28 protein-coding genes are annotated in these 23,870 nt (G+C 31.7%); 5 read left to right on the forward strand and 23 right to left on the reverse strand.

Features of this window, described 5'->3' with window-relative positions:
• The first annotated feature begins 46 nt into the window (after window positions 1–46).
• The gene (locus ACP3TL_RS05190) at window positions 47–361 is read left to right on the forward strand and encodes a hypothetical protein (protein ID WP_002507777.1); all 315 of its coding nucleotides are present in this window, start codon (window positions 47–49) and stop codon (window positions 359–361) included.
• Between the two features lie 125 nt (window positions 362–486).
• Here the strand turns inward: ACP3TL_RS05190 and ACP3TL_RS05195 are convergent, their stop codons facing one another.
• From ACP3TL_RS05195 to ACP3TL_RS05210, 4 genes are read right to left on the reverse strand one after another with little or no spacing between them, the layout of a single operon-like run.
• Window positions 487–1,293 carry a Cof-type HAD-IIB family hydrolase gene (locus ACP3TL_RS05195; RefSeq protein WP_069815908.1) on the reverse strand — a complete coding sequence of 269 codons (807 nt, stop codon included), beginning with the start codon at window positions 1,291–1,293 and terminating at the stop codon, window positions 487–489.
• A gap of 44 nt (window positions 1,294–1,337) precedes the next feature.
• Entirely contained in the window at window positions 1,338–2,258 is a 921-nt protein-coding gene (gene thrB, locus ACP3TL_RS05200; protein WP_069815910.1) for a homoserine kinase, read from the reverse strand.
• 1 nt (window position 2,259) lies between these two features.
• Window positions 2,260–3,321: a threonine synthase gene (gene thrC, locus ACP3TL_RS05205; protein WP_069832829.1), complete on the reverse strand. Its 1,062-nt coding sequence runs from the start codon at window positions 3,319–3,321 to the stop codon at window positions 2,260–2,262.
• Window positions 3,322–3,326: 5 nt separating this feature from the next.
• The gene (locus ACP3TL_RS05210) at window positions 3,327–4,607 is read right to left on the reverse strand and encodes a homoserine dehydrogenase (protein WP_069815914.1); all 1,281 of its coding nucleotides are present in this window, start codon (window positions 4,605–4,607) and stop codon (window positions 3,327–3,329) included.
• A 190-nt stretch (window positions 4,608–4,797) separates the two neighbouring features.
• Here ACP3TL_RS05210 and ACP3TL_RS05215 point away from each other — a divergent pair, with 190 nt between their 5' ends.
• Window positions 4,798–6,165 carry an aspartate kinase gene (locus ACP3TL_RS05215; protein ID WP_285325650.1) on the forward strand — a complete coding sequence of 456 codons (1,368 nt, stop codon included), beginning with the start codon at window positions 4,798–4,800 and terminating at the stop codon, window positions 6,163–6,165.
• 87 nt (window positions 6,166–6,252) lie between these two features.
• On the opposite strand, the gene ACP3TL_RS05220 is transcribed toward ACP3TL_RS05215, so the two are convergent.
• Together ACP3TL_RS05220 and ACP3TL_RS05225 are read right to left on the reverse strand one after the other, a co-directional pair.
• Window positions 6,253–6,846, reverse strand: coding sequence for a hypothetical protein (locus ACP3TL_RS05220; protein WP_069815918.1), 594 nt, complete (start codon window positions 6,844–6,846; stop codon window positions 6,253–6,255).
• A 110-nt stretch (window positions 6,847–6,956) separates the two neighbouring features.
• A complete protein-coding gene (locus ACP3TL_RS05225; RefSeq protein ID WP_069815920.1) occupies window positions 6,957–7,412 on the reverse strand; it encodes a sugar phosphate isomerase family in 456 nt (151 codons plus the stop codon).
• 264 nt (window positions 7,413–7,676) lie between these two features.
• Between ACP3TL_RS05225 and ACP3TL_RS05230 the strand changes: the two genes are divergently transcribed.
• Window positions 7,677–8,540: a hypothetical protein gene (locus ACP3TL_RS05230; RefSeq protein ID WP_069832832.1), complete on the forward strand. Its 864-nt coding sequence runs from the start codon at window positions 7,677–7,679 to the stop codon at window positions 8,538–8,540.
• Window positions 8,541–8,684: 144 nt separating this feature from the next.
• Here the strand turns inward: ACP3TL_RS05230 and nucI are convergent, their stop codons facing one another.
• Entirely contained in the window at window positions 8,685–9,215 is a 531-nt protein-coding gene (gene nucI, locus ACP3TL_RS05235; RefSeq protein WP_069832833.1) for a thermonuclease NucI, read from the reverse strand.
• A 210-nt stretch (window positions 9,216–9,425) separates the two neighbouring features.
• Between nucI and ACP3TL_RS05240 the strand changes: the two genes are divergently transcribed.
• Window positions 9,426–9,617 (forward strand): hypothetical protein, encoded by a 192-nt coding sequence (locus ACP3TL_RS05240; protein WP_069815926.1) that lies wholly within the window; start codon window positions 9,426–9,428, stop codon window positions 9,615–9,617.
• A gap of 223 nt (window positions 9,618–9,840) precedes the next feature.
• Here ACP3TL_RS05240 and ACP3TL_RS05245 read toward each other — a convergent pair whose 3' ends face one another.
• Window positions 9,841–10,038 carry a hypothetical protein gene (locus ACP3TL_RS05245; RefSeq protein ID WP_069815928.1) on the reverse strand — a complete coding sequence of 66 codons (198 nt, stop codon included), beginning with the start codon at window positions 10,036–10,038 and terminating at the stop codon, window positions 9,841–9,843.
• Window positions 10,039–10,769: 731 nt separating this feature from the next.
• On the opposite strand from ACP3TL_RS05245, the gene ACP3TL_RS05250 reads away from it, so the two are divergent.
• Window positions 10,770–11,519 (forward strand): CPBP family intramembrane glutamic endopeptidase, encoded by a 750-nt coding sequence (locus tag ACP3TL_RS05250; protein ID WP_285325649.1) that lies wholly within the window; start codon window positions 10,770–10,772, stop codon window positions 11,517–11,519.
• Between the two features lie 1,136 nt (window positions 11,520–12,655).
• On the opposite strand, the gene ACP3TL_RS05255 is transcribed toward ACP3TL_RS05250, so the two are convergent.
• From ACP3TL_RS05255 to ACP3TL_RS05325, 15 genes are all read right to left on the reverse strand, one after another.
• Window positions 12,656–13,003, reverse strand: a complete 348-nt coding sequence (locus ACP3TL_RS05255) for a hypothetical protein (protein WP_285325648.1) — start codon at window positions 13,001–13,003, stop codon at window positions 12,656–12,658.
• Entirely contained in the window at window positions 12,990–13,298 is a 309-nt protein-coding gene (locus ACP3TL_RS05260; protein WP_285325647.1) for a DUF3467 domain-containing protein, read from the reverse strand. Before ACP3TL_RS05260 ends, ACP3TL_RS05255 begins: the two co-directional genes overlap by 14 nt.
• Before the next feature lie 149 nt (window positions 13,299–13,447).
• Entirely contained in the window at window positions 13,448–14,911 is a 1,464-nt protein-coding gene (locus tag ACP3TL_RS05265; protein ID WP_285325646.1) for an SH3 domain-containing protein, read from the reverse strand.
• 14 nt (window positions 14,912–14,925) lie between these two features.
• Complete coding sequence (locus ACP3TL_RS05270; RefSeq protein ID WP_069827449.1) at window positions 14,926–15,210, reverse strand: holin; 285 nt, start codon at window positions 15,208–15,210, stop codon at window positions 14,926–14,928.
• 58 nt (window positions 15,211–15,268) lie between these two features.
• Window positions 15,269–15,487, reverse strand: a complete 219-nt coding sequence (locus ACP3TL_RS05275; protein ID WP_285325645.1) for a hypothetical protein — start codon at window positions 15,485–15,487, stop codon at window positions 15,269–15,271.
• A 1-nt stretch (window position 15,488) separates the two neighbouring features.
• Complete coding sequence (locus tag ACP3TL_RS05280) at window positions 15,489–16,217, reverse strand: LamG-like jellyroll fold domain-containing protein (RefSeq protein WP_285325644.1); 729 nt, start codon at window positions 16,215–16,217, stop codon at window positions 15,489–15,491.
• Window positions 16,218–16,220: 3 nt separating this feature from the next.
• Entirely contained in the window at window positions 16,221–16,868 is a 648-nt protein-coding gene (locus ACP3TL_RS05285; RefSeq protein WP_285325643.1) for a BppU family phage baseplate upper protein, read from the reverse strand.
• 45 nt (window positions 16,869–16,913) lie between these two features.
• Window positions 16,914–17,216: a DUF7365 family protein gene (locus ACP3TL_RS05290; protein WP_069816115.1), complete on the reverse strand. Its 303-nt coding sequence runs from the start codon at window positions 17,214–17,216 to the stop codon at window positions 16,914–16,916.
• Between the two features lie 36 nt (window positions 17,217–17,252).
• On the reverse strand, window positions 17,253–17,411 hold the full coding sequence (locus ACP3TL_RS05295) for an XkdX family protein (protein WP_285325642.1): 159 nt from the start codon (window positions 17,409–17,411) through the stop codon (window positions 17,253–17,255).
• Between the two features lies 1 nt (window position 17,412).
• A complete protein-coding gene (locus ACP3TL_RS05300; protein WP_285325641.1) occupies window positions 17,413–17,772 on the reverse strand; it encodes a DUF2977 domain-containing protein in 360 nt (119 codons plus the stop codon).
• Entirely contained in the window at window positions 17,769–19,154 is a 1,386-nt protein-coding gene (locus tag ACP3TL_RS05305) for a BppU family phage baseplate upper protein (protein ID WP_285325640.1), read from the reverse strand. Before ACP3TL_RS05305 ends, ACP3TL_RS05300 begins: the two co-directional genes overlap by 4 nt.
• Before the next feature lie 11 nt (window positions 19,155–19,165).
• Window positions 19,166–21,205 carry a hypothetical protein gene (locus ACP3TL_RS05310; protein ID WP_285325639.1) on the reverse strand — a complete coding sequence of 680 codons (2,040 nt, stop codon included), beginning with the start codon at window positions 21,203–21,205 and terminating at the stop codon, window positions 19,166–19,168.
• The gene (locus tag ACP3TL_RS05315; RefSeq protein WP_285325638.1) at window positions 21,202–21,474 is read right to left on the reverse strand and encodes a hypothetical protein; all 273 of its coding nucleotides are present in this window, start codon (window positions 21,472–21,474) and stop codon (window positions 21,202–21,204) included. The genes ACP3TL_RS05310 and ACP3TL_RS05315 overlap by 4 nt, the downstream gene beginning before the upstream one ends.
• Entirely contained in the window at window positions 21,467–23,017 is a 1,551-nt protein-coding gene (locus tag ACP3TL_RS05320) for a phage tail protein (protein WP_285325637.1), read from the reverse strand. Before ACP3TL_RS05320 ends, ACP3TL_RS05315 begins: the two co-directional genes overlap by 8 nt.
• A gap of 10 nt (window positions 23,018–23,027) precedes the next feature.
• Window positions 23,028–23,870, reverse strand: a complete 843-nt coding sequence (locus ACP3TL_RS05325) for a phage tail domain-containing protein (RefSeq protein WP_285325636.1) — start codon at window positions 23,868–23,870, stop codon at window positions 23,028–23,030.

The following is a 23,870-nucleotide window of genomic DNA, read 5'->3' on the forward strand; positions in this document are numbered from 1 at the left end:
TAGTATAATGGATTATAATAATAAACGTAACTTAGAGGTGGAAATTATGATTGGACAAACGAATTTATTTGACGATATTTTAGAAACTGAGGAACGCTTCGTTATTGTTGTGCAATCACTTGAAGATAGACATAACCGCTTAATTAAACGCACATTAAGGGAGTATAGTAGTTTAGACCATTCACAAATGGAAAGTCTTTTTAACCATCTTAAAGATTTATTTCTCGAAGAAGATTTTGAAGAGAATCAATCCGCATTTTCTATTACAGTCTACACAAATTTAGATTATGCAGCTGATCAGGTATACGCGCATGTTAAACGACATCGCGGTAAAAATGAATGGACACATACAGCAAAATAAATACGTAAACGAACTTTAGACGATTGCTCTATTCATAAAACAAATCACCAATTCAATGGCTTGATATGCCAAGGAATTGGTGATTTTTTAAATTGAACAAATATAAACTAAACTTAAATCCAAGCCTATTTTATTATTTTTTGTAACGTATGTGGAATGCCATTATCAATATTACTTAAAGTAATTTCATCAGCTACAGCCTTCACAGCGTCATTTGCGTTGTCCATAGCTACTGCATAGCCTACAACTTCAAGCATTGATATATCGTTAGAACTATCACCAAATGCGACGACTTGTGCTATATCTATATCCAATTTCTCACATAGAGCAATAATTGCATTTCCTTTAGATACGTCTTTTGTCATAAATTCTAAAAAGTAAGGTTTGCTTGTTGTAACATCTACAGCTTCATTGAAACTGCCATCTAATTCAGTGTTAATAGCTGAAACTTTAGAAACATAATCAACGCCCATAATTTTAGGCACATCTGATTGAATATACGCCTTTATATCAACTACATGCTTCATTGGTAAACCAGTAAGCTCTGATTCAATGTTCATGTATTCGTGTTCACCTTCATATATGATGTGACCATCTTGATAAGTTAAAACAAACAATTCATGTTTTCTACAAAAATCTACAATTAAATCAAAATTTTCTTTCGTTATTGCTCGGCTCACTTCAACCGCTTCATCACGAACATTGATTGTTTGACCACCATTGTAACTAATCACATAACTATTATGTCGATCTAACTCTAACAATTTCGCAGTGGGTAGCATACCTTCAGTTGGACGACCTGAAGCTAAAATAACTTTATACCCTTGTTTTTGTATCTCAATTAAATAAGATTCTGTCTCAGGGCTGACTTTATTTTCAGCATTCATCAACGTATCGTCCATATCCATTACTATTACTTTATATTTACTCATGTTGCCTATCTCCTTTCAACATCTTCATTCTATACTACACCAAATTAAAGATGTTGGTACAATACTTTAGTTTCTACACCAGATTCGTTGATTGTAACAAGTTCAGATCGGCAACTTTCAAATTCATGCTTTAATTCTCTTACCAACTCACCACTACGTTCAGGTGCAATTAAATTTAATACTGTAGGCCCTGCACCACTTATTACTGTCGCATAGGCTTGGTACTGTTTAGCAATCGCTTTAATCGATTGGAACTCAGGTATTAAATGCTGTCTATAAGGTTCATGGAAGCCATCTTGCTCCATCATCTTGCCAGCAAGTTCATAATTATGCTGTATGAGTGCACTAATCATCGTATTACTTATTGCACTGTTTTGAACCGCTTTTTTGTGTGAAAAAGTATCAGGCAACGCATTTCTTGAGTCAGTTGTCTTCAATTCATATGATGGAATTGTGATAATAATATCTACTTTCGGTGTGTCAATATAAGACACATCTGTAACCTTTGTATCTGGATTATAATACCCGAGTACTAAACCACCATATATCGTAGGTGCGACATTATCAGGATGCCCTTCAAATTCTGTAGCAAGTTGAAGCAATTCATACTTAGACAATTCTATGTCACCAAAATAGTTAGCAATATAAAGCGCACCTACCAATGCAGAGGCTGAAGAACCTAATCCTCTCGCTAATGGAATTTCACTTCTCATTTCTATATCTAAGTTGGGTAAAGTAACGTTATACTTACGCGCAACCTTTTGAGCAACTTGGAAAATATAGTGACTGTCATCAGTTGGTAATCCTTCAACATTTGGGCCGTTATGGTTAAATGTCCAAACATTATTCTTACTTACTTTCACATCTAAATATAAAAATTTATTTAAAGCCATTCCTATAGAATCAAAACCGACACCTAAATTTGCAGTAGATGCCGGAATTTTTAAATATAACCTATCGCTCATGCTATAGTGCTCCTTTGATGTAGTCTAGAATACTCTTTCTATCATTTGGTAAAGGTTTAATAGGGTTATCTAATAAAGAAATTGCAGTGTCAGGATCTTTTAAGCCATTACCTGTTAATACAGCTACTACCTTTTTACCTTTTGGTAGTTTTCCAGAACGGTGTAGTTTAATTAATCCCGCGATTGAAGCATTACTTGCAGGTTCACTAAAGACGCCTTCTTTTCGTGCCATAAGTTGATATGCTTCTAAGATTTCTTCATCAGTTACACTGTCGACTAATCCATTAGATTCATTCAATGCATTTGTCGCTTTATCCCAACTTGCAGGGTTCCCTATTCTAATTGCTGTTGCAACTGTATCAGGATCCTTCACTACTTTGTTTTGTACAATTGGCGAAGCACCTTCAGCTTGGAATCCGTACATGTTAGGTAATTGCGTATCATGCTTGTCGTGATATTCTTTAAAACCTTTCCAATAAGCCGAAATGTTTCCAGCATTACCTACTGGTATAGATAAAATATCAGGGGCAACACCGTCCAATTGTTGAATTACTTCAAAGGCACCTGTTTTTTGACCTTCAATACGGTATGGATTCACTGAATTTACAAGTGCAATTTCACCATTTTTAGCAACTTCTTGAACAATTTCTAAAGCTTCATCGAAATTGCCTTCTATTGAAACAATTTCAGCACCATACATAACAGCTTGAGATAATTTGCCTAAAGCAATTTTCCCTTCTGGTATTACAACGATTGCTTTTAAACCAGCACGTGCAGCGTATGCTGCAGCTGATGCTGATGTATTACCTGTAGAAGCACAAATCACTATTTTTTTGCCTTCTTCTTTTGCTTTGGCCATAGCCATAACCATACCTCTATCTTTAAACGAACCTGTTGGATTTGCACCTTCATACTTCACATGTAATTCAATATCAAGCATCTCTGACATGTTCTCACAGTAAATTAAAGGGGTATGTCCTTCATTTAATGTTAACTGTGGTGTTGCTTCATTTACGGGTAAATATGATTTAAATTCTTCTACTAATCCTTGCCATCTTTTCATAAATATTAAACCCCTTCTACTGGATAAATTTTCTTAACAATATAACCTGACTCTGTAATAGAGGTCTCTGGTGCTTCATCGATACCAACGATGACTATACCTACAGTATGCGCATCACGCTCTGATACTGATAATGATTTATGGAAAGGTAATATACTTTTAATTTGAGTTTCAACTTTATTTATTTCTTCACCATCTGTTTGGACTACTAAGTAATAACTTTCTTTATCTTTAAACGAAATTGTATCCTCGTCATCCATCATTTCTTTTGTTTCTGCAGTTTTCAATTCAAAGTGTGGTGGTAATGTATGCAAATTCGTTTCAAAGTTTAATGTGACATTCAATAAGTCACTTACTACAGCACTACCTGTAGCTAAACTACCTGCACCTTTACCATAAAACATTGTTTCACCGACAGCATCACCGATAACATAAATTGCATTGAATTCATCTTCAACTGAAGCTAATTGATGCGATTTATTAACTAGTGTTGGCGCTACAGAAGCTTGTACTTGGCTATTTTCATATGTACCTTTACCAATTAATTTGATTTTATAGCCTAATTCATCGGCTACTTTAATATCTGAAAGTTCAACGTCACTAATACCATGTCTATCTACATCAGCTAAATTGATGACTTGGTTAAATGATAAATAAGACGTAATTACTACTTTTCTTGCTGCATCGATGCCTTCAACATCATCAGTAGGATCTGCTTCAGCAAAACCTAATCTTTGCGCTTCGTCTAAAGCATCTTTAAATGATGTTTCTTCTTGTGTCATTTTACTTAAAATAAAGTTTGATGTTCCATTTAAAATACCCATGAATTTACTGATATTATTTGCATTTAAACCGTTATTTATCGCATTGACGATTGGTATACCACCTGCAACACTTGCTTCATATTTTAAAGCTACATCATTTTTTTGAGCTAATTCTTCTAATACATTCAAGTGAACTGCCAATAAATCCTTATTTGCTGTAATAACATGTTTTTTCTCGCTTAAAGCACGTTTCAACCAATCTACTGTTGGTTCAATACCACCCATGACTTCTACGACGATATCAATTGAATCATCATTTAATATTTCATCAATGTCTTCCGTCAAATGATACTTCGAAACATTTATAGGTCTTGAACGACTCTTGTCGCGTACCAAGATATGTCTAATATTAATATCTTTGTTCATTGTTTCTTTAATTTGTTCTCTATTCTCTTCAATAATTTTTACTACACCTGAACCTACAGTACCTAAACCGAGCAGGGCTACATTTAATTCCTTCATAAATTCATTCCTCCGATTGTTCTTCTAAAAAATACAATTGTACAGTTGAAAAATACTTGAATATGGTATAGTATAAATTCATTCATTATTTTTGTAAAGCTTGAAAATCTAAATCGTATATCTATCCTATCACTCTCGTGATAAAAACTAAACAAAATTTTCTGATTTTTTAGAAAGGTTGTATGTCACTATGAAAGTTTCAAAATTTGGAGGAAGTTCTGTTTCTAATGCAGAACAAATAAAGAAAGTATTAAATATTGTTAATTCGAACGAAGATAGAAAAATCACTATTGTTTCTGCACCAGGCAAACGACATAAAGAAGATGTGAAAACAACTGATTTATTAATTCGTCTATACGAAAAAGTAATTGATCGTTTAGACTATGTTTCTAAAAAAGAAGAAATCATTCAGCGCTATGCCGATATTATTCATGAATTACATATGAGTGATACATTACTATCTACGATTGATCAAACACTAGAATCTTACATTGCTACATTAAAAGACAAACCTTCTCGTTTGTTAGATGCTTTATTATCTTGTGGAGAAAACTTTAATGCTCAATTGATCGCTGAGTATAATAACAGTCAAGGCATCCCTACCCGTTATATTTCGCCCGGAGATGCTGGCATAACTGTTACAGATTTACCCCAAAATGCCCAAATCTTAGATCAATCTTATGAAGCATTGTATAAATTAAGAGAATATGATGAAAAATTAATTATTCCCGGTTTCTTTGGCCTTTCAAGACAAAATTACATTGTTACATTCCCACGTGGCGGTTCTGATATTACTGGAGCAATTGTCGCTAGAGGTGTTAGAGCAGATATATATGAAAACTTCACAGATGTATCTGGTATTTTCAGAGCCAATCCTTCTATAGTAAAAGATCCTGAAGTGATTGACGAAATTACTTATAGAGAAATGCGTGAACTTTCATACGCCGGCTTTGGTGTCTTCCATGATGAAGCACTGCAGCCATTGCATAAAGATAGAATTCCTGTCGTTATTAAAAATACAAATAGACCTAATGATATAGGGACATATATTCGTCATGATAGAGAAATCAACTCTAATAACGTTATCAGTGGTATTAGTTGTGACAAAGATTTCACAGTACTGAACATCAAAAAATACTTAATGAATAGGCAAGTTGGTTTTACACGTAAAATATTAGGTGTACTTGAAGATTATGAGATTTCATTCGATCACATGCCTTCAGGTATAGACAGTATCAGTATCATAATGCGTTCAAAAGAAATTCAACATAGAGAAGAGCAAGTCTTGAACGATATTCGCGAACGTTGTGATGTTGATGAGTTGAGTGTAGAGCACGATTTAGCTGTACTCATGATCGTAGGTGAAGGTATGCATAGAATTGTCGGCACAGCCAATACAATAACGCATGCGCTTGCCGAAGCTAATATAAATTTAAAAATGATGAACCAAGGTGCTTCGGAAATATCTATCATGTTCGGTATAGATGTAACAGATGCAGAAAAAGCGGTTAAATCAACATATGAATACTGCTATAATGGTCAATGTTTAAAAATCTAACACGATGCATTCATAAATATTAAATAAAGAAATCCTTCAAATCAAATGTGCTTTAGTTAAAAGACTGACATTCTGATTTGAAGGATTTTATATTGCTTTCTTTTCTGAAATTAATGCTTGGTTAATACGTTCATCTCCAACAACTAAGCGCAAGATAACGAATTGATAATAACTTAATGAATCAATGACACTTCTATAATTGGGAATTTGATGATAATCGATAGGATCCAACAATTCATACATCAAGACAATTTCTGGTTTAACATAATCTACATCCCATTTAATTGAATGGAAATAAATATGTTTCTCAGGCATCCTAATATTATGATTCCATCTAAACATCCAATCTTCATCTTCTACATCATAAACAATAATCGTCATAATGATATCTTCATTATCAAAGATATTAGCGTGTGTCACTTTAGGAAAATCAATTTTCGTGAAATCAGACGTTGAGGATGTGCCATCATATAGCACAGATTTAAATGTTTTAGGTATATATTTTAAAACTTCCCCTAAAAATTTTCTTTCAACACTTATGTCTACTTTTCCATTTAAATTAAATTTATCATGCAAAAATAATTGTTTAGCAACTTCACCATTATATTTAAATAAACTAGCTACATTTTCATTTAGCGTCTCTACAATTTGTTTAATATTATTATTTTTAGTATCTGGCAAATGAGCACCTCCTATCAAAGTAAGCGTTTCCAATAATATTCATTATATAATTTGTAGAAGTGTTTTTCAATGTATAAAACATGAAAATGTGAAATAAAACACATTTAATTTTAAAAATCACCTATATGTATAAAATCATGTGCTAATCTGGTATTTAAAAATTCAGGTCTATTAATAAGCAAAAATTGATCAGCACTTTGTATTAGCGCAACTTGAATTTCAGCTACTTCAGGTATAGTCTGATATAATGAATTATCTGCCATATAAGGCATAGCAGCAAAATACCGACTAATACGATATTTTGAAAATGTTTGGGCAACATCTGTACCTACTATAATATGATATTCACTGCTAACCACACCATTTGATAATATAATATTAAAATTTGTATGTTTAGCTACATATTTAATAATATCCGTAGAATAACTAATCACTGAGATTTTAATTCCATTATAAAATAATTGATCAATTATTTTATAAGCAGCAGGATGATTATCAAATGCGATAATTTCATTTTCATTGATCTTCTCAGTAATTTGCTCGAGATAACTTTTAATAGCACTCAAATTGTCGTCCTCCATCTACACTATTTATATTGCGCATAATTTATTATATCTATTTATAGTCATAAGTAAAACTATAAATCATTGTTCAAACGTTCACTTTGTTAACTTTTATTATAGAATTAATCACACAAATCATTACAATTGTTATTAATAATGATTTTATTGTATTTTTTATAACAATTTAATAAATACAATTTGTACTACTTTAAAGAAAGGCGTAAAATAAACCTTGTTAAAAATTAAATTAAGATTAGGATGATACACATGTTTTTATTTTCTATTTTACTTATAATAATTGTTCTATTAATTATTATTGTATTTATAAATCATCACCTTATGAAACATAAGCTTGATACTGAAATATATTCTAAGAATCAATTAGTTAATAAAATCAGTATGGTTACGAGTGAAAACACATACTTAAAAAATCAGATGTTAGATATTGATGCAAATAACGATACATATCATCATGGATTAAGAAAAGCCAAACAGGATTTAAATGAAATTTTATCACAATACAAAACAGACGCTAAGATTAAGTTTTATGACATCATTGCTACAAGTAATCTTGCAGTAAAACATCCGTTATTTGAATATGCAAGAACATTCGATTATATCGTGATAACTGATAAAGGGCTCTTCAACATTAATGTTAAAAATTGGAAACAAAAAACGTTCTACCATTTTAATGTAGACCCTAACTTAGAATCTTTATCTAATAATGAAGACACAGTAAATCAAACTGTCGGTCGCTACATTGCGAATCAATATCATTCACAATTTCAAACAACACGAAAAACAAGTTATACATTTATAGAACGTATCAAAAATAACTCAGTGATTTTTGAATTTTATAATTATGATCCATATGAACAATCTTCTCAAAATGCCAAAGTATTAGAAGATAAAATAAATGAACACTTAAAACGTCAAATCAAGAGTATAGGACTTGTTTATTTTACAGATGGTAGTGTGAATATCATAGATGGACCAACAATTAGAGGAGATTACGCAGAAACCGTCTCTTCAAAATCGTCTTTAAAAGAAGTGATTGGTGAAACACTAGCATCTTCAAATGAATCATTAACTGAAGAACAATATAATAAATTAGTGAATCATATGCATTAATCGATATTACTAGAAAGAATAGTAGCAAAAATAAAAAGGTAGCTTCCTAAAATGGGTAGCTACCTTTTATTTTGTGCACAAAGTCACATGATTCCTTTTAGCATTTATATGCGTACTTTGCACAACCATGTGCGGTTAATTACTTTAACTCCAAATATTCTCATTGTTGTTTTTTGCTTGTTGTTCGGCTTTTTCAAATACGTCTCTGTATTTATCATTAGGTGCATAATATTTTTCTTTAGCCAAACCTTTTTTTATTAATTCTTCATTAAACATTATATGCTTATCTAACCATAAATAAGCTAATGTTCTTCCATATTGATCTTCTTGTTCTTTATCATATTCCAAAAAAACATCTTTGTTTGTCAATTGTGCTTTAGAATAATCAGAAGCTTCTTTACCATATGGTTGAACTGGAGTATCAGGTTTAACTGTTTCTGGTGTGTCCACTCCGATAAGTCTAACCTTCAGTTCTTTGTTATTGTCATCTTTGGCAACCAAAGTATCACCATCAACAACACGTTCAATGTGCACTTCCTCAGTTTCGTTAGGTCCAGAATCTGATTTTGATCCATTATTTTGAAAAGGCCCTGTTCCATTTATAAATTGAAACGCAAGTACACCTAACACAATCACACTAACAACCAATATTGTCATTTTTTTAGTCGATTTCACAGTTGCACCTACTTCTTTTGAATTGTCCAAATTATCATATAGAAAATCAATTAAGTCGTCAAGTTAGCGTAGTCCACAATATTTTATACTTTAATTCAAATGACAAAATTCTGTTATAATATTCAACGTAATTATAATGACGATTAATATTATTTTATTTTATATCACTGATAAACTCGTGCTATAATACATTAGATAGGAGTGAACAAATTGAGTATATTTAAAGAGAATATGATTACAATCATCGCAGTGATTATTGCAGTGATTGTAGGACTCATATTACAAAATCAATTTCAATTACCGTTAATGGTATCAGCAGTCGTAGCGATTTGTTTAGGTGTCCTTATTGGTTTCATTGTTTTTGTTATCCAAGCAGTCGTAACGAAATATAAAAAGAAATAACCTTTACTGCCGCATATCAAATGCAGGCAGTTTTTTTATGTATCATTTTAATACGTATTAGCAATAGAACGATAAGAAATAAAATTTTTCACTTTAGTTTACATAACTATATTATAGTAGTTTTAACATCTTTCTTAAATTATCGTCGTTACTTTATAGATCCTTTTCACAAAATAAAAAAAGTCGAGTAAAAAGTTAAAACTTCATACTCGACTTTTTTATTTTAAGTATTTTTTATGAATGTCAGTATAGCATTAAACTCTTCTTCATTCGATGAGTATGTGCGTTCCTCAACTTCTCGCACTGTAGCATTTAGTAACTGATAACCTGCCACTTCATCATCTTCTAAAAATGCATTAATACTACTCTCTAATTCTTTTAATGATGCCGCTCTCAATGTACTTAGTTTAATCTTGTTCATCTACCCATCCCCTTATCAAGATAAATAATATTTATTAGTTACATATTACTACTTATACATTATACATACAATTAATAATACAATAGCTTCAAATATTAATGTGCATTATAATGCTCTTTGTTGACTGTGATAATCCTTTTATCTTAAAATTAAGTTTCAGTTTATAATGATTGAGGTGATTATTTTCTTCAAATCAAAAGAAGCGCGTGCATTTATTATATACTTTGGAATATGTCTTACTTTATTTACATTATATTTATTACCTTTCGTGCACGCGATATTCGGTTAATATAGGTGTATCATTACAATTATATTATCTCAACAAACAGCCCCAAATAACTCAAATCGAGTTATTTGGGGCTGTTCTTTATTAATAATGTTTTAACGTAAGATGTTATTAAAATAGCTAAGATTTGCATGAGTAATATAATTAATAGGTGTCGCTTCTTTAGACAACATATCCTGTGTTTTAATTAATTTTTGTATTTGCAAATCATTTTTATGCTTGTTTTCCATCTGACTTTTAGTAATAAAGTGGGCTAAAAATGGTATAACTATGATAGTGATTATCCAGTTTGGAATTTAAAACCACCAATTAATACCTTCCATGAAAACTTCATCTATATCTTCGTCTCATTTTCATTATAAAATTTATACAATATTCTTTTTGAAAACCATTTCAATAGTAATTTTACTCTCTTTTTTGTATACTAAATTAAAGGAGGAATTAAATGAAAAATTTAATTAAAAAATACCCTATTTTATTCTTTTTCATTTTAACAGTTTTTTTAGTTATTCTACTTAAACTAACTATGAATTTTTTGCATTTTTCAGAATTTGTCAATACTATTATCGCGGAATCTTTTCTAATAATAATATTACTTGTAATATTGAAATACCTTAATTCACTAGATCTTTTTAAGTTTACAATAAATTCATTTTTCAAAGGAATTCTCTATGGTTGGTACGCTATAATTATATGTTTTATATTAATTGCTACTACTTTTAACGAGATTATTGAATTTAATCCAAGTGTTTATACATTATTGTTGATTATTGTAGCTAATCTATTAATTGGCTCATTTGAAGAAATATTATGCAGAGGGATTATCTTTAAAAATTTATTGAAAAAATACACCCCTTTAAAATCTGCTCTTATCTCGTCTCTAATATTTGCATTAGCCCATATAGGTAATTTTTTTACTAATGATAACAATCTAGAAGTAATTTCTCAGATAATCTACGCATTCTTTTTAGGAGTGTTGTTCTCTGCTATATTCTATGTCACTAAAAATATTTGGTCAGTCATTTTACTACATGCTTTAATTGATTTTTCTGGAAGTTTATCACCAAATAAAAGTGCTCCAAACTTAGATATAATAAATATGATTATAAATGCATTTATGAGTTGTCTAATTGTTTTACCAGCACTATTTATAGGTTTAATGATATTCAAGAAAATTAAAGTTTCAAGAGTGTAATAATTTGTACACTCTTTTTTCTCAACACCTCTATAATTTTATCTAGTATATCTTATGCGTACAAGTTTTATTCTTTCACTATTTTTCTTTTCTATCTTTAATATCGTTAAAGAAGATTTGTACACACGATGTTAAGTCTGTATCATATTGTTTTGAAATGTAATCCAAGAAAGACTAGGTCATAAAACAATGAGTATAACTGAATAAGTGTATAGTCATGTAACAGAAAACATGAAGCATAAATCAAAAGAAAACTTCGAAAAATTCATTCAGAATAAAGAACTCTTTTGAAACCTGCACCCAAAACACTTCCTAACATTAAATCGGCGCAAAAAAACAACCCGAGATCATTCATTCAGAATGACCCGAGTTGTTAATATTACTGGTATTATCCCTCTTGCTTAGCACCTAGTATTCTTTAAGGTATTGTTCTCTTTCCCATTCAGAAACTTGTGTTCTATAGAATAACTAGGTGTTTTATATATTTTATTAACTCTTAAAACCCTTACGATATCGATTATTCACTGTATACGATTTTACGGGGTTTTAAAATGTTGCACCCATTTTCGCACCCAAAAACAGTAGTAATCAAAAACTGGGTGCAGACTGTTGCCCATCTATTAATTTAGGTGGGTTATTTTATCTCCACAATATCCTTTAAATATATCTTACTTAAACCAGTTCCTTCATATAAATGGAGTACTCATTAAACAAATAAAAAACCCCCTCTAATTATAGAAGGGGCAAAGTATAAAATACTACTAAAGGAGTCCGTGTAAACGGATAAATCTATTTTAACATAAGCATAAAAATAGGCAACCTACCATAATAGGTTGCCTAAATACTTAAGAGGACTTCTTAATTGTTAGGAAATAAAGAAGTATATATACTATAACATAAAAAAGACAACCCCAAACGGGATTGCCTAAAAATGTAAATTTTAATAGCTTATGTCGGAAGCTAAATATAATATAACATAAAAAACACCCAGTGACATGCATAGGTGTTAGGGATGCCTTTAGTTTACAAACAAATATAAGGGATTGCAAACGCATGTAATTTTATTTTACCACAAAAGAAAAAATAACCGCATCAATTAAGATACGGTTATTTGTAATGAACAAAATTTTATAGAATTATGTGAATAGTTGAATACACACCCCAACGATACTAATAATCGCGGGTACACTAATACCAATCCAAAAACGTTTTGTAGTTACTTTTTCTTTACTAATTTCTTCTTTTAAATCGGTGACAGCTTTATTAATTTTTAATTCAACGTTATCAAATCTTGAATCCATGTGTTTTTGATGTTGTTCAAACTCTGGTCGTGTAATATAGTCCATACTCATATTACCTACCTCCACTTCTTGAAATCCTAGTGTACCAGTGCTTTGGTTACTTGTATAACTTCTAGTTGAGTCTCCGCCATACTTTTTATAATTGGGATGATTATTGATTTCATAAACTTTATTCGTGTCCATGATAGTGACTACTCATTTCATTTTGTAGTTCATCAATATCTTTTACTTCACCATGTACAATTTCATGTTGATTAATAGCTTGATTAAGAGCATTTCTTAATTGTTTAGCTAAGCTTGGATTCATTATTATTTTTTGGTTTTCTAGAAAACCATTAGGCGTGCTTTGTTTAAAATTAACCATGAAATCAGTAATGCTTGTTTGAACATCTAAAGAATTAGCATAAAACATTGAGAAATCTTCTCCATTTATATAACCATCACTTTTTTCAAATGTTATTTCATTGTTGTTTTCCATATTATTATACCCCTTTCAAACTACATTAAATACAATATTATATACATAGTATAACAAATTTAACGCGAACGAATAGGCGAACACAAAAAATAGGGCAAGTGCATGACGACACTTACCCTTAGTATGATAGCTATTCATATTGTAACATATTATTTAATTGTTCCCCATAATGAACCTAACTTACCAGTTTTACTATTCCACGTTCTGACCGGCATGTATACTGTTTCTCCTTCAAATGTGTCCCACGATACCCATACATGACCGTCATATTTCTGTATTTCACTATAATTAATAGATTGCCCTTTCTGTAACACTCCAGCTTGTGGCCAACCAGTCCACGGTCCTGTATAACGTGTAATGATTCCTTCGTTTGCAGTTACAGTGAACGTTGCTTGCTCTGCTTTGTATAGAACGCCATCTGCATTCTCTTTCCAATCAGTAGAAGATACTATTTGTTCGGTTTTGTGTTCATTAACTTCCTGTTTTACATCTTCTTGTTGAATTGTTTCTGCGTTACCAGTTTCTAATTTACCACCATCATAATAATGTTTGATACGTTTAATGAAGTAATTTTCCATTTTATTATTGTTAGCAGTTGTATTAGCTGCACCTTTACCAACGTGAATATCCCAAGAACGATGTGGACAAGATGTGCCAAAATATTGACGATGCAGATTAACAGTTGATCTATTGACTGGTAAATCATAAGACTTCAATATATCTGCTGCTACTTTTAATGTAGCTTCTTCATTTTCTAAAAATAAATTATCGGAAATACGCCCCGGATAACTTTCACACACTTCAAGCCCGATTAAGTTATTGTTTGCCCATGTGTTACCACAATGCCATTCTACATAATCTGTTGGGTGGTACCATAAACATTCATTACGGTTAACATAAACGCTTGCCCAACCATTAACATGCGTACCAGCTTTTTCACGACCGTATAACCAAGGTAAATACTGTGAAGGTGTCATACTGCCATAGTCGTTATGAATGACAATTCCTTGAATACTTGGCTTAGGTGATGTTATTTTATTACCTTTAATATGACTAGAATAAATATGTTTCAATTCTTTCACGCTCCCATTATTAGCTTTATCTTGTTTTTTATTCAGTTTGCTAATGTCGTATGTTTCTATTGGTAATCCTGTACAAACTTCTGCTTTTTCATCTGATAAATCAGTACCTTTAGGTCTTAGTTGAATGTGCAGGTGGACTGCCATAGGATTGTCGTCATAGTTAGATGAACCTTGTAACCCAACTACATCTCCTTGATTAATTGAATCACCTTTTTTGAAACGTAGAGAACCACGTTGTAAATGTCCGTATATCCAATCATTACCGTTTGCGTCTCTTACTTCCAGTGTACCTCCAAAGTTGCCATGTGTTTCAGCTGTTACTATTGTTCCACTTGTTACTGATGGTACATCATTTGTAGCATTAGAATACACATCGAACGCTCTATGATAACCACCACAAAATGAATCGTAGTTAATTCCATTTTCTATATAATTACGATAGCCATAATTCTTTGGATAGTTATCGTATTGTCGTGGGTCTGATGATATTTTCCAACCTTTTTCAGTTAAATAATCAATCGCATTCTTCATATATAAATCTCTCCTTATTTCATATTATTATCTTTAGTATTACCTGTACGTCTGTTGAACGTTTCCCAAATGCCTGTAGCCATTAGCCCACTAATTAATCCAGCTAACAAACGACCAGCAATTGATAATTCAGTTACTATCTCTGGTATAAAAGCAGTAACACCTCCGACTGCCACACCTATCACCATTGAAATAATTGGTATGATATTTTTAGGCACAACACTCGCTTTCTTGATAACTTGTGTTAATGCAATTGTGATTACTGAAATAATTCCTGCAAATGCTATAATTTGTTCCATATTGTTATCTCCTTTTATATATAATAAAAAGCCACCCCGTTAGGAGTGACTTAATGATTTATTCTTCTTCCCATGACCATTCTTCAGTAGCCATGATTTCTGATGCTTCTGGTGCATCTACAATTTGTACATCAGGGTTATTGTGTAAGTCATGCGTTAATATCTCTGCATACTCTAAATGACAAATTGTTCTACTTCCATCTTTATTCTTACGCCAATATTTTGTGTTATACCCTAAATTTTGGAAAAACTCTAAATCTGCAATTACGAATCTCATACTATAGCCCCCATCTTTCTTTTTCTAATTGATAGTTATGTTGAATTTCTTGTTCTGATAATATTCTGTTGTATATTTGTAAAGAATGAATCACATTGTCTCTATTAGGACTTAACTCCAATACACTCAACATGCCTTCTAGTTTATCTTTACTATCATCAATTATTAATTCACTATCTAAAACACCATTTATATAAATTCTGTTTTTCTTGTTCACATAGTTATAGCTGTAAGTTATATGACATTTCTCATTTACTGGTACAATACTGTTAGAATATAAATATAGTCGTGATGTGCTTCCTATAAAGTTTAAAGCTTTATATACACCTCCTGAAATTCTCACTTCCAAACCATTGTTTATACCCTTTAGCAATTTGTTTGATGTATAAGAGTCTTTTATAGTAGCTAATATGGAAACTGTCCACTTTTGTTTTTCCTTACCTTGATAAGCTAAAGGGTTTTGTGGAATGCTCACGAAATCATCTATGCCATCAAAGTGTAGACCGTCAATGTATCCACTGCCTTCTGTATTGTATGCAGAATTATAAAGACTTGCACTAAGACCGTTTCCACTTAAATCTCTAGGATATTTTTTCCACCTATTGTTATTCGTAACTCCTTTAAAGTCATAATAAAGAACTAATCCATCTTTTACAGGATTAGGATATAACAACTCATTTCCTTGATATATAAACGGAATATTTTTATCCCCTAATTTAACTTGTGACATATCCTACACCTCACTTATGAAATACAATGTATTAGGTTCTTTAGTTGCTAATTGATTGTATTCATCTCTCGTATAAATTTTAGGAGGTGCTAATAAGGTATCTCCTTTTGGACCTTGTTCACCTTTTAAACTTTCTAATTGTTCAGTTGTAAAATCTTCATATTGAAAAGCGTCTCCCTTTTCTCCTTTGTATATTTCTGGTTGTTCATTCATTATTCTTTTAACTGCATCATCTACTAAATTAACACTTATCTCTTTTTCAACTGCTCCCTCAATACCACTGTCTTTGATGTCAAATGTGAAGTTAGCCACATGAATACTTTGTTCTGCATTTCTTAGAAATAACTTAGCTTTAATTCGACCCGCGTGTGATATAACATTGTTCGGTATATTATACTGTAAAATCCCTTTATCGGACATAATTACTTCCAAAGTTTCGTCTAACCAAATTGATCCATCTGAGTGGAACAAGTCTAATACTGGTGTTAAATTTGTATTATTTAAATTAAAGGCAGCCTTGCGATGATTTATAAATATTCTCAAAGCTGCGCTTCCTTTATCCTCTGTATAAAAATAAGTGTCTGAATTATTTATACTCATTTTTTCTGTGTCTATACTTGTGGTAATGTCTTTATTTTTATATATTTGCATTAACTTTCACCCTCCATAATAAAAAGCCGACTCAATGAGCCGACCTTAGTTGTTAGTATCTTGTTTGTCATAAAATCGATTTTCAAAGTTTTCAAAACGTGAATTTAAAGTGTCAATCTTTGAACTAATTTGCAATATTATTTTAATTTCTTCTCTTTGTTGTCTTTGTTCGTCTTTCACTTCTTTAATATCTTCAGTATTTCTCGTCACTTCGGATTCAATTCGAGTAATACGATTTTCATTATCTTTCTTATCCTTACTTATCTTCCACGCAAAAGTTGCTATCGCTAAAGCAATAGGCAAAACAGAGAAGATAAACCATGTCGTTAATTCATTTACATTCAACATCGGACCTCCCACTTTCTATAAAATAAAACCACAAGCCTAAGCCTGTGGTTGTTCTGGATAATCTTCACCAGTGATTTCTTTGTATTCTTCTTTACTTATAACGCCCATATCTACATACCATTGCATATCTTCTAACGAGTATATATGCCAACCCCATTGAGTTTTTAAATCTTCAAATTTAGGATACATAAACATATTATTCAACACCTTTGTTATCTATTTGTTTTTGCAATTCGACATTTTGTTTTGTGAGTTCCGAGACTTGGTCAGTCAACTCCGATACTATCTTTGCTGTTTGAACAGAACTCATTTGCAAGTTGCCAAACGCCACTCTTACATCTTGGTCGATTGAATAAGGGATTGCGTTGTCAATATCTACATTGTCATAATCCTCATTGAATACGATGACACCATTTTCAAATTTGTATTTCCTATCTTGAAATGTTGTAAAAAAATCAACAGGAATATGTTCTGTACTCACATCAATACCTGTTTTTTGATTTTCAACTAAAGTATAACTTAAAATTTCATTTTTATTATTAACTAATATCTTCATAATAAATGACTCCCTTCAATTTGGAGTATTTTAAATTTATTTGCAGAAGTGTTGCCTGTATTACTAGCAACGGTATACATGAAATCTCTTGATATTGTGAAAGATGTATCATTGGATATATCAAAGTTAAATTCCATCATGACTGGAGCAGTTGCTAAAGTATTGTGTAAATTCGTGCTAGGAATACCTACAGTTTTTTGTCCTTTATCCATCGGTACAAAATACCATTTCGCACCATTGTACGTGTCGTCAATTAAGAACTTAACTGTTTTGTAATCAGAAAATTTCTTGCCTTCGTTTAAATCGTATGTTGTATCAGCAGTCATTGCAGAACCACTGAAAATTGTTTCCCATACATTTGATAGTTTATTGTCCACTGCTTCTGTAATCATGTTGTTTATACTATTTTGTAAATCTTGAAGTTGGTCAGAAGTTTCTGCTTTAGTTTGAATGTTTTCATCAATGTAAGGTTTTGTGTAATAGTTTTCAGTTAACGCATCATTACTTACCAAGTTCGCTACGTCTGCTTTAGTCGCATAATTATCATCATCTTGAACTGTTAGGTATTTTGCGTCTGCTTGCTCGGGTGTCATGAAAACTTCTCTTAGTTCAACTTCCGTTTTGAAACCCGCAACCTTGCTTTCAATTTCCGTTCTAGCATTATTTGAAGCTGTTACAGCTTCGTTTTTAGCAGTGTTTACTTGTTCAATGTTTGCGTCGGTAATTTGTGTTAATGATACGTTGGCCGATGTTATCTTATCATCAAGGTTAGTTTGTTCAGCGTTTGATTTATTTTCAATTTCTTTTATTGAATTATCTTTTAAAAGAATAATATCTTTTTGAGCTTGTGTAGAAGCAGTTTCAACTCTCACTACATAATCATCAATATTTTTAATCGCTTCCTCAATCTCAAATACTTTGTTTTCAATTCTCGCTTTCAAATCATCAAACATACGAATATATGTTATTTTGCTAACTGCATCTATTTGATTTATTAAAGCGTCTTTCACTTTAAAACTAAATTCATTTAAAGCTGCTATATCATCACCGTTTCTAGGTGCTACATATACTTGAGCATTCACAGTTGTATCTGTACTAGCTTGTAAAAACTCATGATCTAAAGTTATTTGTACAATCCCATTCATAGCATCTACAATTTCTAACTCCTGTGTTCCTGTAGATGATTTGTTTTCACTTTGAAACAGTCCCCACACAAGGGCGTTATCTTCACCCACAAGTAAAGGAGCATTATTTCTAGTGATTTGTATTTTTAGTGTTGCTGTATTTTTGTCTATATTATAAAAACCGAAGCCAAAATTAGCAATCGGTTTTAAATAGGGTTCATTTTTAAGTTCGAACTTTGCAATTTTGTTTATAGCCATTCATATTCCTCCTAATCCCAAGTCCAGTTGTTTACGCTTAGAACATGTGCGGCACTACGATAAACAATATCATTTTTCGTATTTGCGATTATATTCCCTTGGATAACAGCATTTGTTTTAACACCTGTTAAACGAATACCTATATAAGGTTTATCTCTTACGTCAATTGAGTTATTATTTATCATAACTTTATACACTTCTTCTGCTGCTGCAATTACAGATGTTAACCCTGTATTACCAACGCCAACCAAACCAAAGACTTGGTTATTTGCTACAGATATAGCATCTGTTCTATCAAACCATAAAAAAGTCGTGCTGTTTAAAGCACGATTATCATGAATAGATATTAAACGATTTAAGCCTTGTTTTTTACTTGAACTTACAATAATATTTGTATGTTTCATTTGTTCAAAGTTGTTAGAGTTAATAGCTACACTGTTACAATCTCCAATTTCAATAAATGTTTTACAAATACGACAAGCGTTATCTGTCACAGAAGAGTGGCGCATCAATTCTGATGTTATCAATGTTTGACCAACATTATTAGCGTTAACTGTATTAGATGGCGCATTCCATTCAAAATTATTATTGCTAATTTGAATGAATCTGCAGAAATAATCGTTACCATCAAAACGTGTACCGTTGATATTTACAACCGATTTATCTGTAGTACTTTTAAAGTTTTTAAATACGTTATCTTTGATAACTACATTATCTAATGGTTCTGGTACTGATAATGTAACTCTAGGCGCTGTTTTAGTAATATCTTCCATCATTAAGTTACTTGTTGTTCTATATAATTGGATGGCTCTTGCATACCCTACAGTGTTATACGCATTAAACTCGTTACCACTAATTTCTAAATGATTGATACCTCTAAAATGAATCCAACCACCAAGCCATTCGTTTGTTTTAGCCATTCCTACACCGTCACGCATAACGTTATTTGTTATTTTGACGTAACTAGGATTATTACCTATGATACTTCTATGTTGACCGACAATATTTGGTGCAGGGTATTTAACTTTCCCTTTATCGTCTTTAATAGGTAAAAACTTACATTTATTAATTGTTATTTTACGTGTTGGCAGACCGTCATAACTTGAAATATCTTCTTTAGCGCCGCCACCTTGTCTGTAACTGTGGTCAAGTTGTATCGCTTCTTTGTGATTGGTATTATTTGTTAATCTATATCCTATAAACGCACAAGAATCGAAATCAATATTTTCACAACCAAGTAAATCAAAAGTATGTGTAGATGAACTCTCGTAAAACACCATATTTCTAAACGTAACAGTACTCGCATGGTGTAAAGTTGTTATTAAGTCATAACCTTTTTCCAAATCACCAACAAAACGACCGCCTTCTATATTTACATTAGAAATTCCTGCCTCATACCCTTGTTTACCATAAGAAGTACCATAAAACAGATTTCCTTTATACGTCTTTACAATTCTCGCACCTAAACCAAAACGAATATTAACATTAGATGCTAAATCAACTGTTTTCGACCACGTATAATTACCATCGGGTATTAAAATAGTCGAACCGTTAGGTCCGACTTTATCAATCGCTTTTTGAATTAATGGAGCAATATCTTGATTTCTATTTGTATCTCTTTCTAAAAGCAAGGGGTTAATTGTGACGTAAGAATCTAATTCTAAACGATCTTCACTAGTCATAAGACCGTCATTGTCATATGATGCTATACGACTTAGCTTCTCCGTTTCATAATCAATACGTTCTCTTAATGTAGATTTCTTTTGACCATCTAAGGTTACTCTTGCATCCGACACTTCTATAATTCCATCGCCGTTGTTGTTTTCAACAATATTTCGTATTAAAACTAATAACCAATCTAACCTGTCTTTAACAGTAAAAGCATGATTGTAATCAATACTCACTGCTTTATGAACATGTTTGTCCGTTAGATGCTTATTGAAGTCATTTAAAAGATAATTGTAAAACTTTTCGATTGTAACAAAGTTTTTAATGTTTTTTTGTCTATATCCCTGCGACAATTCTAAGTCTAAATCTTTTTCTAAAATCATTCAGTATCACTCTCCTCTAGCACTTTGACTCTCCCTCTTACTTCTTCTAGTCCTCTGACCAATTCATTAATTGCTGTTTTTTGAGAGTTGTTTTTAATTTCTAATTCTTCAATCCTTGCTTTTAATCCATTAATTTCATCTGTGTTTGATTGCACCATTTCCGAAGTGTCGATGTCTTCCCTTCCTATTAATCCGTCAATATGAACAACGGGGAAATATTCATTTCCATCTTCATCTAACGAAGGTTTGATTTCTACTGATCTAGTCATCTATTAGTACACTCCCTACTGATTCACCTGTTAGGTTCATTTTATAACCGCCTATCACATTGAGCTTTCCACCTTTTACATAATTGTTCACACGTTTGATTTGATTACTTATTCTACGTTGAATAGAAATGATGTCCTCTGCAGCGTTGCTAAATTCAACTTCTACTGGTTCGTTTACTAATGGGTGATGCTTAGTTATCTTAACGACCTTTAAATCAGTATTGAAACCTAAGGGTCTATGAATCAAACGCATTTTATTGTATTCTTTTATATCTTCATAACTAATATAATTCGTTGATAATTTAACTGTCGGCACATCGTTAAGTTGCGATTTCAATTCCTTTTTCAATTCCGTTTCACTTGTGATACTGTCACTATAAAAAGTATTAGCTTGTAATTTTCCAAATTGTTCATAATTAGGTGATTTGTATTCTGTTTTGGCTTTGTATATACCATCACCATTTAATGTGGTTGTAACATTAAACACTTTCGCCGAACTTGTACCAACGTACATACACGCTTTAGACTTTTTGTAATCCACCTTACTATCTTCACCCTTGAATATAACTCTGATTTTATGTTTTCCTTTACTTGCTTTTTTATCGAGTATTATCTTATCTGTCTTAGCATTTTTACTGTAACAACTGTAATTACCAATTAATTTTGTGTCGTAATATACAGATACAATGCCACCTTTAGACATCTTTTTAAGATTCCAGTAAATTGTTTCATTTCCAAATTTACAATCAATTTCCCCATCGTAGTATGCACCAACTTGTTCAGTTGACCATGTGCCTGATCTTTCGAATTTACCCGTGTATGTTAAATCGCTAGGTTTTAATGGTTGGTAGTCTTTAAACTCTTTTGTTTCAAATTTCTTACCATATCCGACAATATATGTTTTCAACTCTGTTGTAGTGGTAGTTGCTTGAACGTTATCTGTATTATATTTATATATCAGTGGCTCACCAGACATTTTATAAAATTCATCTTCTGTGTAAATGTGAACAGCTTTGTTATATGCAAAATATATATAGTTAAATAATTCGGCACCCTCTACTAACATTTCAAGCGCATTTTTATCACCTAAACTATCTACATAAACATCATCAAAATTCCCGTGTGTAACATAATAAAAGCCCATAGGATTATCTTTGAAGATTGTTCCCATGAACTTTCTATAACTTACTTTTATTTGTTTGTCCTCACTTGAAGAATCAGATTCGATTTTATTTTTACTTTCATCTTCTACAAAGTGATTTTGTAGTTCCATAAATATATGTTTTGCGATAACGTCATTAGTGATAGTTGTACCATCTGCCTTCAAAGATGTACTTTTTATAACATAGGATTCATCTTCCCATTCAACTAATGATTCGTTAACTATGGCATCAAATATATCAGCATTATTAGATGTTTTATAAGCAGTAAAAGATATTGATCGTTCATTGTTCTTCTCCCACTCATACACAAATGAACCATAATCTGTGATATGTTCCTTCAACGTGCCTGATTTGTTTTTCAAAATTAAACTGTATGCCAATTCTTTTCACCTACCTATAAATAAAGTTGAAAGAGAAAGTTATATCAAAATCTGATAAACCTTCGCCTTCAACTATAAAATAATTAAATCCTTTTTCTAATGTAAGCCAACTCATATTGGTATCTGTACCTACACGACTACCATTTTTAACCGGATATACACCTTTCAACATGAATGTGTCTGTGTAGCCCAAATTACCAGTATATTCAAATTCATCACCTGTGGTTAAACTTCTAATTTTAAATCCTTTCGGAGCATTGGCATGTACAGTTATATTTAAAGTGTGTCGCAGTGTTGGATCAATTGTGTCTGACGACCCATTATAAATACGAAACTTTTTCGTTCTATGATGGAAGTCATCTGATTCATCAAATGCTAGATAACCATTGCCGAATTGCCAATCATTTTGATTCGATAAACTCATTTCATCTGTTTTTAAATATGATTCTGAATATCCATCTTTGACGCTGAAAGTCATTTCAAAACGAGTTGTCGAAAAATCTGCGTAGTCTGGATTCATATCTGGATTATTAACTTTATACTTAATGCCTGGATTATCAGAGGTTACGATATAATAAGGTGTTCTTTTGTAAAATATGTTTCTAAGTTTTTGTTCCATTAAATTAATATCTATTTCGTCGATACCATCAAAGCCAAACTTAACCATTAAATTAAAAGGAGCAAATGAGGCTACACTTGGTAGCTCACCATCTACTCCTTTCATAGTTATACTGTCTTCGACTGATACAGGGTAAGAGGCTTTAGCATCAAGAAAAATAAATCTACTTATATACTCATTGATATCCTTTGTTCCATTTTCATCAATAATTTTTAACCATCTGCCGTCTATCAT

Origin of the sequence: Staphylococcus caseorum (assembly GCF_049943195.1) — a bacterium.
GTDB lineage: Bacteria > Bacillota > Bacilli > Staphylococcales > Staphylococcaceae > Staphylococcus > Staphylococcus equorum_A.